This is a genomic window from Apibacter muscae (genome assembly GCF_007845595.1).
Lineage (GTDB): Bacteria > Bacteroidota > Bacteroidia > Flavobacteriales > Weeksellaceae > Apibacter > Apibacter muscae.
This window is the reverse complement of the sequence record NZ_SELI01000023.1, coordinates 1-15203: the sequence shown is the minus strand read 5'-3', so window position 1 is coordinate 15203 and position 15203 is coordinate 1. Positions and strand designations below refer to the sequence as shown.

The window sequence follows — 15203 nt, the reverse complement described above, 5'->3', positions numbered from 1 at the left end:
TTCTATCTATGAAATTAAAGTACTAGCTTTGTATATCTATATTTTTATTTATGAATCCTGCAATTTCGGTTGTGATGGCTGCTTATAACGCCGAAACATATATATCTACCTCAATTCAATCTATTTTAAACCAAAGTTTTCAAAATTTTGAATTTATAATTATTAACGATGGCTCTACGGACAAAACAAAATCTATACTTGAAGAATTTGCTAAAAAAGACCCTAGAATACAAGTTATTCATAATAATTGCAATCAGTTTGTAATTAAATCCAGAAACATTGGGCTTAAAATAGCCAAAGGAAAATACATTGCAATCTTGGACTCAGACGATAATGCCCTACCCTGCCGTTTAGAAACTCAATGGAATTATCTTGAAGAGAACCCAGAAGTATTTCTCTTAGGAAGCAGCGCAAAAATTATCGATGAAAATGGAATTCATGTAGGAAATTATAATGCTGTGACTAATTATCCTGACATCCAAAAGGATATTTTAAACCATAATTTATTTTATCATTCGTCTATAATGTTCAGAAATGAACATTTACAGTACAGAGAAAAAATGTTATATTGCGAAGATTACGATTTCATCCTCATGTTATTATCTAACCAAAAAGTCGTTATTAATCTCCCACAATCACTAATTGAATATAGAAGTACGACTAACTCCTTATCTAAAAGTAAAAACTATTTGGTTCATTGGATGTTTTTAAATCTGGCAAAACAATTTTACTTGGAAAGATTAAATTATAAGGGTCAAGATTCCTACGATTCCTTACAGCCAGAAACTTTTACTAATCTGTTGGACATAGATTACCCTATTTCAAAAAAATATTTAGAAATGGCTTTAAAAATAGCCTTTTATGAAGCAAATATTGATCATTTGCAAATACTTCTAAATAAATATAGGAAAAATAAATTTCCTGTTACAAATAAATACTTATTTTATAAGGTATTAAGTTGTAACCATTTTTTGTTTACGATTATTCACCAAATTTATAATAAACTGTAATTGTTTTATTTAATCACATGGATATATTAATCAAATCTTTTAACCGACCATTTTATCTAGATCGTTGTATACAAAGTATATATTTAAACGTAAAGGGGGACTTTAATTTAAAAGTTCTTGACGATGGAACTCCTAAAAAATACCTAGAGAAAATCCAAAACAAATACCCAAAGGTTAAAGTTTTTACTTCTAAAAATTATCAGGAAAAAACTAAAGCAATTGAAGAAAATTTAAACTCAGGGAAAGATATCAACGGCTTTAAAATTCCCACTGATTTATGGATAGATACAGTAAAAAATTGTTCCCAGTATTTTTTTATTACTGAAGATGATGTTTGGTTCACTCGTGAAATAGATTTAAATTCATTAGAGCAGTCAATGCAATTGGAAAAAATTTACTTGCTTAAGTTGGGTTGGTTAGGCAATACTAATTATAAGAATAATTGTATAACCAAACCTTTAAATTCTGAGATTATTGCTACAAAGCCCCAACTGTTTTTTGGACCAAACTTTATTATGAAGTCTCTTTTTAAAAATAAGCTTAAATGCTTTAGTCTATTGTATAGGTTGGGTTGTGTAGATCATAATACTATTGGTAAATATTGGATTTTAAATTCTATACTTATGGGGATTTATCATCGTGATTATTGGTTAAGTATATGGCAAGATGCAAACGGACGAGTTAACGAGATTCATCAACTTATAAACGCTACTAATTTTTATAGAAGAAATAAAAAAAATGAAAACTTCATTGCTCATCTCAATGAAGAAGCGCTAAAAACTACTTTTATTTCTTCTGCTACCAATTCCTATCATAAATACGACGTAGATTTTGATGTTAACCGTTTCAATTATATTTTAAATGAAAGTTGGTATAATGATAAATTCAATAGTTTTGAGAACTACCCTAAAGATTTTTCCTCTGAAATAATCTCTAATCTACTTCTTGAGGCTAATCATCCCAAAGCTAGATTTGCTGAATGGAAAAAATGGTCGGACTTATTTAAAGCTCAATACAAAAAGCAAGGTTGTGAAATAGATTAGACATTCTTTACATGCTTAAAATATAGATGTAGAATTAAATAGTAATTGTTTAATTGAAAATCAATATTCTTTAATTAAGTATATTACATGATATAGCAGAGAAGAGTAAAATTTAGTATTACTTTTTACTGTGATAATTTGGTCTAATTTAGATTTTAAGCTAAATATCCAAAGATATGAAAACAACAAACCATTTCAAAAATAAGATAAAATCACTTTTCAATTAACATGCCGAGATTGATTTACTTTTTTCTTTCCGCTATCTCTCTAAACGTAGAAAATTTGAAAATTGGTTATCCTAAATCCTATAGCAAGCGAAAAAAAGCAATTGCAATGGTTTTCACGATGATGATATATTTTGCAAAACGATAAATGCATAAATAACAGTAAACCAATTTGTATTATTAATAGCTGATAAAAAAGAACAGGAATGGAAAGATCCCATGCAAAAGACAAAAGACAGAGCCTATCGTGAAATGACTTAGCCAACTAAGAAAGCTAAAAGAGTATCGTGAAATTCATAATTAATTCTTTTTGATTTTTATAATATCGACTTACATATCCAAAGAATAAACTCCAAAAATAAGTGGTAGAAGCAAATCAAAGTTTGTCAAAAACTTACTGAAGCACAACTAAAATGAAGATGTAACCACATTTCCTAATATGCTGGATGTAAAACAAAAAAAGGAATCGTTACTTGTATCAAGTATGGTTACTGATGAGAGGATATAGGTATGTTAGCTAAATCCCTTTCAGATGGATTCGGAGTATCAGTTGGAGAAAATTAAATGTTTATATACCAGTAACTGGAAGAATTAAGTCGTAAATTATAGATCGAGGGCCGTGAGAAATTTTTGTCGCAACCTATACATATTATCTTACATCTAAATTGGAAAAATTGATTAAAAGCCATGTGATGCCTATTAAAAAAATGCAGAGTTATATATGAGCTGTTTATTATTTTATCTTTTCTCAAGAATAAATAACAATAATCGATATACATCACAACATATGACTTTATATTAAATATATTTTATTTCATTGTGAAACTTATATAATTATTTTTGTATTTAAATTATCCAGATTCTTAATAGTATATGTTGAATTCAAAAAATGGAACATTATAAAAAAATCACTAAATATTGGAGAGATTCCCTCGTTGACAAACAGTTTTCTAAAGGAAAATATAAGTTATCTGATCTAGCAAAAAAATTTTTGTTAAATAATAGAAATAGTTTCTTTAGAATTAACAGTAAAAATATACTACAAAGTTTATTTTTGTTTGAGGATGGTACAATTGATACTTTATATGTTCCCTTCTCTTTTAAGAAAGTTACAAGTCACAGCAAACATGAAAAAGATTATTGTCCAGAAGTAATTTTTCCTATAATTTTCAAAGTTCAGGTTTCAGAAAATGGTTTTATTTATCCCACAGGGAATCCAATTATTCCAAGAGACTTATTACTTCCTTTAGATAAAGAAGATTTCTATATTGGTAATATGGATGATTACGATCTCTTTACCACACAATACAATGTTCCCTCATTTGAATTTGAAGAAAATTCTGAATGGGAAGAATATTTTTCGAAAAATATAGAATCCGAGTACCGAGAAGGATTAATCAGTTGCTTATTTGAACAAAATCTTATTGATTCAGACCAATCAAAGGAAGATTTTAAAAAGTTTATCAAATCTCTATCTAAAAGTAAAGCAAGTAAAAAAGAGTTTACAAGTATTTTTAATAGATATAATGAAGATTGGGATATACTTATTGAAGATAAATTAGCTAACGATAAGGAATTTAACAAATCCATTGAATCATACCTTACAAAATGGCATGAATACTTTAAATATGTTGAAAGACTATTAGATAAGGTTATTACTTCTAATGAGATACTCGAAGGCTATGAGAAGATAGTTTCTGCTTATTTTACAAATGGGGAATTAGATATTTCTTCAAAAATTACGGCAGTTTATGAAGACCTATATACTCGCAAAGAAGAGTTGCAATTGAATCTTTTACGAAATTATACAACCATTGTGCAAGAAAATGAAACTTCGATAATTAATTCAGATACCTTTTTTTCAAAACGGTTAGGACATAACAATGATAAATATCCTTTAACCGACGCACAGAGAACTGCTGTTTCTGCATTATTGGATGAAAAAAATGGAGAAATATTAGCTGTAAATGGGCCTCCTGGAACAGGGAAAACAACTATGCTTCTTTCTATTGTAGCCTGTTTATGGGTAGAAAGTGCTATCAAGGCAAGTGAGCCTCCAGTAATAATTGCAAACTCCACTAATAATCAGGCTGTAACAAATATAATAGATTCGTTTGCTAAAGATTTTTCGACTGGCAAAGGAGATTTTTCAGGCAGATGGATGGATGGCATAAATAGTTTTGGTAGTTATTTCGTATCCAGTATGCGAGGGTTAAATGCGAGAGAAAAGGGTTATTTGACAGAGGAGGTTGTAAAAGAGATGGAAACTGAGGGATTTTATGTAACTGCAAAAAAATCTTTTTTAGAGAAATCCAAGAAAGCCTTTAACCTTAGAGAGATAACAGTTGAAGAATCTGTAAATAAACTACACAGTCTATTGCTAGAAAAAAAATCTTTACTGAGTAACATTGAAGAAGCATATCGAAATTATCACAATTTTGGTAAAGAATTTAGCATACTTTTAAATATAGATTACAAAAACGAAGAGGAAATAACTGTACTTGGAAAAACGCTAAATCAAGACAAAAAGGAGATTGAAGTTATTGAAAACAAATGGGAAAAATATTTGGCTTCGGAAAGTATATTTCTATCCTTATTCTCATTCCTTCCTTTCGTCAAACAAAAACGTAATTATAAAGCGAAGGTTTTTGCAAATGAGAACAATTTCAAACACCATCTACAAATAGAGGATATGGATGTCAATATATTACAGTCTAATATACAAAGTAAGAAAGAACACATCTATGCTAATATTGAAAAATTCAAAAAGTTTACTGAGGTTTGGAATAATTGTAAAATTGTTCTAAATAAGTTAGATAATGATATATGCCCTAATTTGAATTTTATAGAAATCGATAAAAAAGCGGATACCAAAATAAGATTTGAAATGTTCCTTATCGCAACCCATTATTGGGAAGGGCGCTGGTTATTGGAGATGGAGAAAATGATTGATAAAGGGCATTTGAAAAACATTGATTGGAAATATAAGAATATACGGGAGAATAATTGGAAAAGAAGAATGAAAATTACGCCATGTGCTGTAATGACTTCATATATGTTGCCTAGTTATTTTTCCTTTTCAAGAAAGATTCATGATAATCTGATAAAGGAAGATTATCTTTATGATTTTATTGATCTATTGATAATTGATGAAGCTGGTCAGGTTTCTCCCGAAGTTGCGGGTGCCGGATTTTCTTTAGCAAATAAAGCTTTAGTTATTGGTGATACTTTGCAGATTCCCCCGATAAGCAAACTTACCAAGAGCATTGATATAGGTAATCTACATAAAGTAAACTTGATTTCTAAAGACTTAAAAGTAGACGAAATTGATAAGACCTACAAAAAACTGCAAAGGGTAGGGATTGCTTCAGATGGAGGAAGCGTGATGAAAATCTCTCAGAATAGATCCAAATATTATCCTGAAAAGAAGTTAGAAAGGGGTTTATATCTATACGAACATAGAAGATGTTATGATAGCATAATAAGATTCTGCAACGAACTTTGTTATAAAGGTATTCTTAAACCTATGCGAGGTGATGCTCCTGACAACGCGCTCCTCCCTTCAATGGGATATCTGAATATTGAAGGGAAATGTCTGAATGCTCATGGAAGTAAAAAGAACGAACTTGAAGCCAAAATAATAGCAGGCTGGATTATCAGCAATTATAAAAATCTGAGAGAAGCATATAATGGTAAAGAAATCAAAGATATTATTGCCGTTGTAACCCCATTCAGGGAACAATCTTATAGAATAGCCGAATATTTAAGATCGCCTAAAGACAAAAGTCTTAAAGATGAACTTTCTCTAATCACAGTGGGAACAGTTCATTCTCTACAAGGAGCAGAAAGAGAAGTTATATTATTTTCACCCACCTATTCGAGGGATAATAAAGGCGGATTTATAGATAATGACAGAAGCATGCTTAATGTTGCTGTATCTCGAGCAAAAGACAGCTTCTTAGTTTTTGGCGATATGTCATTATTTAATAGAGAATCTGTATCTCCAACAGGGATATTGTCAAAATACCTTTTGGAGAGTGAAAATAACGAATTATCATATATTCATCAATATTCCAAACTGTTTGTAAGAGAAGATTTAATTTCCAAAAAACATGCCTTGGAGATACTAACAAACTATGAAGAGCACGATGTATTCTTGAAAAAGATATTTAGCGAAGCCACTCAAAGAATTATTATTATCTCTCCTTGGCTTATTTACTCTACCATTGAAGAAAATGGATATGACCAACTCTTATTAAATAAGAGTATAAAAGTAACGATCTATGTTGATGAAAAATTTAATACTCACACGCAAAATAAATTAGATAAAGAAAAAGAGCATGTCTTTCATTCAACTATAAATAAGTTAAATGAGTTAGGGGTTGAGGTTAAGGTTGTGAATAATATTCACAGCAAAATCGTGATAAAAGACGATGACTGCTTGTGCATTGGTTCCTTTAATTGGTTTAGTGCTCAAAGAGGTGGTAAATATGCAAATACAGAACATTCTATTGCCTATTATGGAGAGAATACGAAGGATGAAATTGATAGTATATTGAAAGAATTGAATTAATTAAATCTAATAGACTAGAAAATAACTGATACTGAAATAACAATATCAATAAATATAAAGACAGACATAGGCGTTATTTATCTAGCAATTAATTAGATAAGTTCGAAAAAAAAATTCCGGAAAAGAAATCTTTATAAACTCATATTTATATTCATAGGCTTAAAGATAAACTTATTTTAGAATTTTTTAAACCTACTTTTTTTGTAAATAGGTTAAATGAAATATATGATTTTAAGATTTCTAAATTAAAAAAATTAACAAGAACTCTTTTAGTTACTACTGAGAAAATTAACAATCACCTTAAACAATTAATCTTTACTAACAAGAAGTAATTTCCTCACTATCGGGGAGCGAACGATCTAGTTTTGTTTCAATCTTTGTCATTATAAAATAATATTTAAATGACAAAGAATAATAGAGACCATTCAATTTATTCATACCACACCGGAAGAATTAAACACTCTTATATGCAAAAGCGTGAAAGAGCAATGAGTATAACCAAAAATACAATTTCAACCTAAAGAGCCTAGCGAGTGATTCACTCGTAAACAAGTAGACAAATAGCTAAAGATTTACAAATAGAACGGACTAATATTACTCTCGTATCTTAAAAGATTGGGAACCACTATATTTAGTAGAAGTAATATATGTAGATAGATGCATTAGTACCCTAAGATTAGTAAATTCCTCGGAATTAAAGAAAGTAATATTATTATAGAACAAAGAAAGTATTATAAAAAAGTTTTAGATAATTATTTTGATAAATATTCTAAAACTTACATGCAAGAATAAAAAAAGAAATTACACAAACACTTAACTTATTAATAAAATAGCCACCACTTAATTTTATATTGTTTGGCTTACTTATTTAAACTACATTCGCTTATAAAATTTACGTATATGGACTTAGATTTAATTCAAAAAGGAATTAAAGAAAACCTCATCAAACTAGATGAAGAAAACCATTCAATAACCTATATACAACCCAATAAAAAAAGAAATTTTTCTAATCCGGAAGAAAAGGTACAAGCCGAAGCCTATTTAAAACTTATTTTAAATTATGGTTATAAACCCGAACGAATTAAACTCTTCGTTTCGGTTACCATGGGTTCAGGAACTAAAGAAGCAGATATTATAGTTTATAACGATGACGATTGCGAAGAGCCATATATCTTAGTAGAATGCAAAAAAGAAGACGTAAGTGAGCCGGAATTTGCTCAGGCAATCAATCAAGCGTATAGCTATGCCTATGCCTTACCTAACGATGTAAAATTTATCTGGGTTACTTCAGGCTTAAAAAATGAATATTTTGAAGTAAATAAACAAAAAGACAGTAAAATAAGCCATCCCGATATTCCTCAATTCGGAGTAAAAAAACTGGCTAATTACAAATTTGTTTATAAAGCAGATACCTTACATTCAGAAGCGGGAAAACAAAAATTTTCAGATATTAAAATAGTTTCCGAAGAAGAACTTACCAGACAATTTAAAAAAGCCCACGATGCCCTTTGGGGAGGAGGACATTTAAACCCTTCGGAAGCTTTTGATGAGTTAGACAAACTTATTTTCTGTAAAATATGGGACGAACGCAAAGCCCGAAAACCAGGTGATCCTTACGACTTTCAGATTATAACAGTTGAAAAAGAGGAAATAAAAAACTTTAAAAAACTCTCTGAAAAAGAATTAGAAAATGCCATTCGTATTGAAGAAAATAGTCGCTTAGCCGAGAGAATTAAAAGCCTATACGGAGAAGGAAGAGTAAAAGACCCTGAAGTTTTTAGAGATGATATACGTCTAACCCACGAACGCATAAGAACCGTTGTGGCTTATCTACAAGAAATAAATTTAGGAGAAACCGATTTAGATAGTAAAGGAAGAGCTTTTGAAACCTTTATGGGTTCCTTTTTTAGAGGAAATTTTGGGCAGTATTTTACCCCCCGCCCCATTGTAAAATTTATTACCGATGTTTTACCCATTACCCACGAATCTTTAGTTTTAGATACCTCTTGCGGTAGTGGTGGGTTTCTATTGTATGCCTTAAACAAAGTAAGAAACCAAGCAACCGAATTTTATCCAGAATATGAAACCAATCCGTCTGACAATACCAAACACTATAAACATTGGCACGACTTTGCAGAAAAAAACCTTTATGGAATAGAAATAAACGAGCAAATTTCCAGAGCTGCCAAAATGAATATGATTATTCATGACGACGGGCATACCAACGTTATTACCTCCGATGGTTTATTATTGCCTGAAGAAATTGAAAAAAATACAAAAAACAGAGGGTTTACCTACAACCGTTTCGATTTTATTATTACCAATCCACCTTTTGGTAGTACCGTACGACAAACTGAAAAAGCCTACCTAAAAGAATACAAATTAGGAAAAAAGGAAGCAGATTGGCTGGCGGTAGTAGAAAAGCCAGAAACAAACAGAGAAAACCAAAGCACCGAAGTATTATTTATAGAACAAAACTATAAATTTTTAAAAGAGGGCGGATATTTAGCCATTGTTATACCCGACGGAATTTTAACCAATAGCAGTTTACAATATGTACGAGATTCTATAGAAGAAATGTTTCGTATTGTAGCCGTTGTTTCTATGCCGCAAACTGCTTTTACAGCTACCGGAGCAGGGGTAAAAAGCTCTGTGTTATTTCTAAAAAAACATACCCAAGAAACTACCGAGAAAATAAAAGAAATAAAAACTACTTCTCAGTTTGGTTTATTATCTGCTTACGGATATAAAGAAAAAGCAGCTCTTTACGAAAAAGAAAAAAAACAGGAAATAAAAAATTTAGAAAAAGAATACAAAGAAAAATATCCAGATTTAGATAAAAAGGCTTTCAACGAATTAATAAAAGACGAAAAAACCGAAATTCAGAATACCTACACCGAAAAGATAAATCATTTAAAAGAAGAATTGCAAGAAGCTTTTACCAAAGAGAAACAAATCAAATTACCCGATTATCCTATTTTTATGGCAATCGCTGAAGATATTGGGTACGATGCCACTGGGAAACCTACCAACAACAACGAACTGGATATTATTGGAAATGAACTTACTAAATTTATTAATTCTATACAGTAATGGAAACATACAAAGTCCCTTCGCATATAGACCCTGATAAAATATTTTTAGTGAACCGTTCGGAGTTGATGAATAGATTGGATCCTATTTACTATAATTCTGATTTGGCTAAATTGAATATTAGTAAATATCAATCTGTTACTATAAATTCAATTGCAATTTCTCTTAAATCTGGTACGGGTGCAGGTAAGCAAGACCAAACAGATAAAAAAAGAGGTATTATCCAAATTAGACCTACGAATATTGATGAGAATGGATTTCTGAAATATAATAAAAATATTTACATTCCAGATAATAGTTCGTTAGAAAAAGTAGAAATTAATGATATTTTATTTAATAATACTAATAGTCAGGAATTAGTTGGAAAAACAGCTGTTTTAAAAGAAAAAAAAGAATTGCTTTATTCCAATCATATTACTAAAATAAGAGTAAATTTAACTAAAGTTATCCCTGATTATCTTTGGATTATTTTAAATCTTTATCAAAAAAATAAAATTTTTTATTCTATTTGCACGAATTGGAATAATCAATCGGGTGTAGGGTTGGAGCTTTTAAAATCTTTAAAAATCCCCCTCCCTCCTCTTGAAATACAACAGCAAATTGTAGATTTATACCAAGAAGCCTACCAACAAAAACAACAAAAAGAAGCAGAAGCTAAAACATTACTAGAAAGTATAGATACTTATTTACTCCATGAATTAGGGATAACCTTACCCCAAAAAGACAATTCTTTACAAAACCGTATTTTTACTACTCCGTTTAGTGAAGTTTCAGGAGGAAGATTAGAACCTAAATATTATACCCAAATTTATATTGAAAATGAGCATAATCTTTATAATTCTAAATATTCATTAATTTCAGTTAGTAAAATAACATCAATTGTAAGTGATGGTACTCACTTTACACCAAAATACGTTGATGAGGGAATAAAATTTATAAGTGTAAAAGATGTTCGTAAATCAACAATTGATTTAAATAACTCAAAATATATAACAGAAGAAGAAGCAAATTCCCTGGATAAAAGATGTAAACCTCAATTTGGAGATATTTTATTAACAAAAGTAGGCACAATCGGACTTGCTGCTGTAGTCCAAACAAAAGAAAGATTTCAAATATTTGTGAGTTTAGCTTTATTACGTCCTAAACATAATATTGTATTTCCAGAATATTTAGAAATTATTTTAAATTCAGAATGTACATATCTTCAATATGATCGTATAGTAAAAGGAGCAGGGGTTCCAGATTTACATTTAGAAGACATTAGAAAAATTAAAATCCCACTTCCACCCATCGAAAAACAAAACGAGATAGCCGAACATATACAAGGCATTCGGGCGCAAGCGAAAGAACTGCAGGAACAAGCCCAAAAAATATTGGAAGAAGCCAAACAAGAAGTAGAAAAAATGATTTTAGGGGAATAAATTTTGAATCAAATAATATGTTACTATTTACCCAAGACAAAAAACAACTTACAAAACTAAAAGAAAAAGCTTTTAAATTGGAAAAAGATATAAAAACTTTGTTTGAAGCCAATTTAGAAAAAATTTTAGGATTACAATTTATTAAATCGGAATTTAAAATTAAAAGCAGTTTTATAGATACTTTGGCTTATGATAAGGAAACCAAAGCCTTTGTTATTATAGAATACAAAAGAGGTAAAAATGATGGCATGGTAGACCAGGGTATTTCTTACCTAAATTTAATGCTGGAAAATAAGGCAGATTTTATTGTAGAATACAACGAAACACAGCCCGAACCGCTGAAAAGAAACGAAATAGAATGGACCCAAAGCCGGGTTATTTTTGTATCTCCCCACTTTAATGACTACCAAAAGCAGTCTTCCAATTTTAAAGATTTAGGGATTGAACTTTGGGAAATTAAACAATACGAAAATGGATTAATCATACTAAACCCGATAAAAAAATCAAAATCGGCCCCTAGTATTAAGCAAATTCAGAATAACGAAAATTCTGAAATAAGCAAAGTAGCCCAGCAAATCATTGTTTATACCGAAGAAGACCATTTACAAAGCAAACCAGAGGAAATAAAAGAATTGTACGAAACTTACAAAAATGCCATTTTAAATCTTCCTGCCAGTATAGAATTAGAACCTAAAAAGCTATACCTTGCATTTAAGGAAAATAAAACCAATATAGCCGACATAGTAATTCTAAAAAAAGGTTTAAAACTATTTATTAATAAGAAAAAAGGAGAGTTAGACGATCCTAAACACCTCATGAAAGATATTTCTAGCATAGGCCATTGGGGCAATGGTGATTATGAATTAGTGGTTAATGATACGAAGAATATAGAATATATTATGAGCTTGATTAAGCAAACCCTAAGCAATTATTCATTATAAATCTTCACTATTTAAAACCTTATCCAGAAACTCAAACTCAATATGTGGGAGAAGGTTTTTAGCCATTTCCAACAAGTTGTAAATATCCATCCGTAGTTCCTGTTCTTGTTCCTTTGTAGGTGCTTTGTTTTCCAGAGAAAATAGATGGGTTTGACAAGTGTTAAGCAATGAAAGAATTATAAAACCCAACTGTTTATAACTACTAGCACCTGTATTCATAAAACGAAAAACCCGATCCTTTTTTAATTCTTCTATCCAGTTTTGTATATCCGTATTAGGTTCTTTATTCATTTTTAGTATATTAATAGAAACAAAATAACTCCAAATAAATAAGATAAAATATTCTGTAAGGGAAAATAAAATTCATAAAATAAGAATCTATTATTTTATCGTATGATTTCCTATTTTTGCAAAGCACAAAAGAAAAGAAAATTCATGAATACACGTATAGAACCTAAAAAAGTACACCAAGGAAAAAACATAAAAAGGCTACGGGAAATGTTAGGGGTAAAACAAGATACTTTAGCTACAGAATTAAACATTACCCAGGCTACAATGTCTAAACTTGAGGCAAAGGAAGAAATAGATAAAAACACACTAGAAAAAGTAGCTCAAATACTTAAAATTCCGGTAGAAGCCATTGAAAATTTTAACGACGAAGGAGCTTTAAATTTTGTTGCAAATACTTTTCATAGTCAAGATTTACATGATACTTCAGTAGGTTTTACTTTCAATTTCAATCCCATAGATAAAATAGTGGAATTGTATTCAGAAAAAGAAGCACTTTATGAAAGAATGATTAAAGAAAAAAATGAGCTGATAGAGAAGCTACTGAGTAAGTAACTTTGAAATTAGAAAAAAAGAGAATATTATCCTCGGATCTATCCAATCTAAAAATAGTAAACCATTATCTATTTTTATTGAGACTGGAAAACCTTCAATGGTCATGATTTATGCAATAGATACGTTACAACAAATAAAAAATCAATCTGACTAACCCCTTGTATATAGGGCTAAAGAAAGTAAATAATTATACAATTCCCCAAAAACCAATTTAAAGCACTGATTAACGACTAATTGTTTTTTTATAATCTTTTGTATCATTATAGGAAGATTGTAAAAAAAACTATACGGAGAAACTCACTAATAAAGAAAGAATACTAAAAAAATAGATCTAGCAGAAAGTTACCCAAATGGATACTTATGAAAAATTTCTGTATTTATATTTTTAAATTTATTGGTACTTACTGAACCAATCAATTAGCTTTTTGGCTTATTAAAAAGAAGAAAATATATCGGCAAAACGAATCTATGTGGAAGATAATTAAAATAAAAAAGCAACTAATCACTGTGTAATTAATTGCTTTTAAACTTAGTAGCGGGAACAGGACTCGAACCTGTGATATTAAAATGTATATTGTTAATGAGTTATATTTGATATAATATTATGTATGCCTAATTTGATGCCTTTTACTCTAAAATTTATTCTAGAAGATTAGAATATATTTTTTCTAAACATACGAAATTTCCATATATCAATATTAATGAGTTTTTCTTTTTATATATCAAGTAGTATTTTAGATTTTTATTTACTTTATATTTTAAAGGTAACATATATAGAGGAAAACCATATTTACTATTTAAAGCAACCTTTAATTCCTCAAGTTTATTTATATTCCAATTAAAAAAAGTTAAGATCACCATTTCTAATCTATCTAAATTAAAAATAAGTTCAGTTTTATCTGTAGAATAATTCATAAAATAATTAAACTCTTTTCCTCTGTATAAGTAACTATCATATCCTTTAAATCTATCTTGTATAGGTTCTAAATCAAATTCCCAATTCTCATACTGCATTCCTAATTGAAAAGGTATATTTATTTGTTTCATTGTTTCAACTTTTATACATAAAAAAACCACCTGTTTAAAAGTGGTTATAATTCATTTAAATTTATAATTATAAAGTTATGGTAATAAGGCAATTCCATATCCCCCTGTATATGTAAATGAATCTAAATATAAGAGTCTAACTTCTCCATCTTCATATTTTACAAAATAATATTCCTCTCCTTTTTCATCTAAAAGTTTCATATACTGAAATTCAATTCTATCTTTTGTATTTCCTTTTTCAACTTTAGAAACACGATAGTAGTTTTTATTATTACCATTGGCAAAATAGATTTTAATATTATTGTTTTCCCCATAATTAAAAATTATTGTTACATTCCCTTTTTGAATAATTCCTAGTTCTCCATCTTTTATAGTAGAAAATCTTGTAAAATTCTCTGTAAATTGTCTTATTTCCTGTGCATTTATGAGGAATGAATTTAATAGTAAGAATAAAATGCTTATTTGTTTCATAAATTTTATTTTAAATTATTATTCTGCTATATCACTCATTCCTATAGTAAATAGTATAAAACCAAGAATAATGCATATACTTCCAATAATTTTCAAAGTATTCTTATTAAAAATCATATCAGAAGGATAAAATATGAATCCAATGAAAGGAATTACATAAAATGCTAATCCTAAATTTAAGATTATAGCTATAAGCCAATTTATTTCTAATCCTTCTATTAAAGGAAATAAAGAGAATAGAAAACTACTTAGAAAGTAAAGAATAACACTCAAAGATATTTCAGAAAGATTTCCATTGTATTGATTATAAATTAGAGCCTTATCAGGATTATATTTCTCCATTCTTTGAAATCTTCTAATAGTATCTTTATAAAGTGTTAAAGGAAGGTGAAATGTAATTACAGAAAGTATACATAGTATTTTCATTATTAATATTTTTAAATTATTATTTCGATATTGTCATATATGGCATTTAATTTAACAAATATAAGAAGCAACTTTGACTTGTCAAATAAGTCAAGTTGGAAAAAGATAAAA

11 protein-coding genes are annotated in these 15203 nt (G+C 29.1%); 7 read left to right on the top strand and 4 right to left on the bottom strand.

Annotated elements, in window-relative coordinates; genetic code table 11:
- Positions 1 to 50: 50 nt before the first annotated feature.
- The 6 genes from ETU10_RS08855 to ETU10_RS08830 all read left to right on the top strand — a co-directional run bounded on the left by ETU10_RS08855 (position 51) and on the right by ETU10_RS08830 (position 12305).
- Complete coding sequence (locus ETU10_RS08855) at positions 51 to 1010, top strand: glycosyltransferase family 2 protein (RefSeq protein ID WP_146311590.1); 960 nt, start codon at positions 51 to 53, stop codon at positions 1008 to 1010.
- Between the two features lie 17 nt (positions 1011 to 1027).
- On the top strand, positions 1028 to 2053 hold the full coding sequence (locus ETU10_RS08850; protein ID WP_146311588.1) for a glycosyltransferase family protein: 1026 nt from the start codon (positions 1028 to 1030) through the stop codon (positions 2051 to 2053).
- A gap of 1113 nt (positions 2054 to 3166) precedes the next feature.
- Entirely contained in the window at positions 3167 to 6850 is a 3684-nt protein-coding gene (locus ETU10_RS08845; protein WP_146311586.1) for an AAA domain-containing protein, read from the top strand.
- Positions 6851 to 7750: 900 nt separating this feature from the next.
- Complete coding sequence (locus tag ETU10_RS08840) at positions 7751 to 9943, top strand: restriction endonuclease subunit M (RefSeq protein ID WP_146311584.1); 2193 nt, start codon at positions 7751 to 7753, stop codon at positions 9941 to 9943.
- On the top strand, positions 9943 to 11364 hold the full coding sequence (locus ETU10_RS08835) for a restriction endonuclease subunit S (RefSeq protein ID WP_146311582.1): 1422 nt from the start codon (positions 9943 to 9945) through the stop codon (positions 11362 to 11364). The genes ETU10_RS08840 and ETU10_RS08835 overlap by 1 nt, the downstream gene beginning before the upstream one ends.
- 17 nt (positions 11365 to 11381) lie before the next feature.
- Positions 11382 to 12305 carry a DUF5655 domain-containing protein gene (locus ETU10_RS08830; protein WP_146311580.1) on the top strand — a complete coding sequence of 308 codons (924 nt, stop codon included), beginning with the start codon at positions 11382 to 11384 and terminating at the stop codon, positions 12303 to 12305.
- On the opposite strand, the gene ETU10_RS08825 is transcribed toward ETU10_RS08830, so the two are convergent.
- Positions 12300 to 12596, bottom strand: coding sequence for a hypothetical protein (locus ETU10_RS08825; RefSeq protein WP_146311578.1), 297 nt, complete (start codon positions 12594 to 12596; stop codon positions 12300 to 12302). The two genes, ETU10_RS08830 and ETU10_RS08825, sit on opposite strands and share 6 nt — an antisense overlap.
- A gap of 144 nt (positions 12597 to 12740) precedes the next feature.
- Here ETU10_RS08825 and ETU10_RS08820 point away from each other — a divergent pair, with 144 nt between their 5' ends.
- On the top strand, positions 12741 to 13148 hold the full coding sequence (locus ETU10_RS08820; RefSeq protein ID WP_146311576.1) for a helix-turn-helix domain-containing protein: 408 nt from the start codon (positions 12741 to 12743) through the stop codon (positions 13146 to 13148).
- Between the two features lie 639 nt (positions 13149 to 13787).
- On the opposite strand, the gene ETU10_RS08815 is transcribed toward ETU10_RS08820, so the two are convergent.
- The 3 genes from ETU10_RS08815 to ETU10_RS08805 form a co-directional block, all read right to left on the bottom strand.
- Positions 13788 to 14195 carry a hypothetical protein gene (locus ETU10_RS08815; protein ID WP_146311574.1) on the bottom strand — a complete coding sequence of 136 codons (408 nt, stop codon included), beginning with the start codon at positions 14193 to 14195 and terminating at the stop codon, positions 13788 to 13790.
- Between the two features lie 75 nt (positions 14196 to 14270).
- A complete protein-coding gene (locus tag ETU10_RS08810) occupies positions 14271 to 14666 on the bottom strand; it encodes a hypothetical protein (protein ID WP_146311571.1) in 396 nt (131 codons plus the stop codon).
- An 18-nt stretch (positions 14667 to 14684) separates the two neighbouring features.
- Positions 14685 to 15092 (bottom strand): hypothetical protein, encoded by a 408-nt coding sequence (locus ETU10_RS08805; protein WP_146311569.1) that lies wholly within the window; start codon positions 15090 to 15092, stop codon positions 14685 to 14687.
- Between the last annotated feature and the right edge of the window lie 111 nt (positions 15093 to 15203).

Bases quoted from the DNA above. Each gene is read 5' to 3' on its own strand.
- ETU10_RS08855 (WP_146311590.1), top strand. From the start codon at position 51: ATGAATCCTGCAATTTCGGTTGTGATGGCTGCTTATAACGCCGAAACA.
- ETU10_RS08850 (WP_146311588.1), top strand. From the start codon at position 1,028: ATGGATATATTAATCAAATCTTTTAACCGACCATTTTATCTAGATCGT.
- ETU10_RS08845 (WP_146311586.1), top strand. From the start codon at position 3,167: ATGGAACATTATAAAAAAATCACTAAATATTGGAGAGATTCCCTCGTT.
- ETU10_RS08840 (WP_146311584.1), top strand. From the start codon at position 7,751: ATGGACTTAGATTTAATTCAAAAAGGAATTAAAGAAAACCTCATCAAA.
- ETU10_RS08835 (WP_146311582.1), top strand. From the start codon at position 9,943: ATGGAAACATACAAAGTCCCTTCGCATATAGACCCTGATAAAATATTT.
- ETU10_RS08830 (WP_146311580.1), top strand. From the start codon at position 11,382: ATGTTACTATTTACCCAAGACAAAAAACAACTTACAAAACTAAAAGAA.
- ETU10_RS08825 (WP_146311578.1), bottom strand. From the start codon at position 12,596: ATGAATAAAGAACCTAATACGGATATACAAAACTGGATAGAAGAATTA.
- ETU10_RS08820 (WP_146311576.1), top strand. From the start codon at position 12,741: ATGAATACACGTATAGAACCTAAAAAAGTACACCAAGGAAAAAACATA.
- ETU10_RS08815 (WP_146311574.1), bottom strand. From the start codon at position 14,195: ATGAAACAAATAAATATACCTTTTCAATTAGGAATGCAGTATGAGAAT.
- ETU10_RS08810 (WP_146311571.1), bottom strand. From the start codon at position 14,666: ATGAAACAAATAAGCATTTTATTCTTACTATTAAATTCATTCCTCATA.
- ETU10_RS08805 (WP_146311569.1), bottom strand. From the start codon at position 15,092: ATGAAAATACTATGTATACTTTCTGTAATTACATTTCACCTTCCTTTA.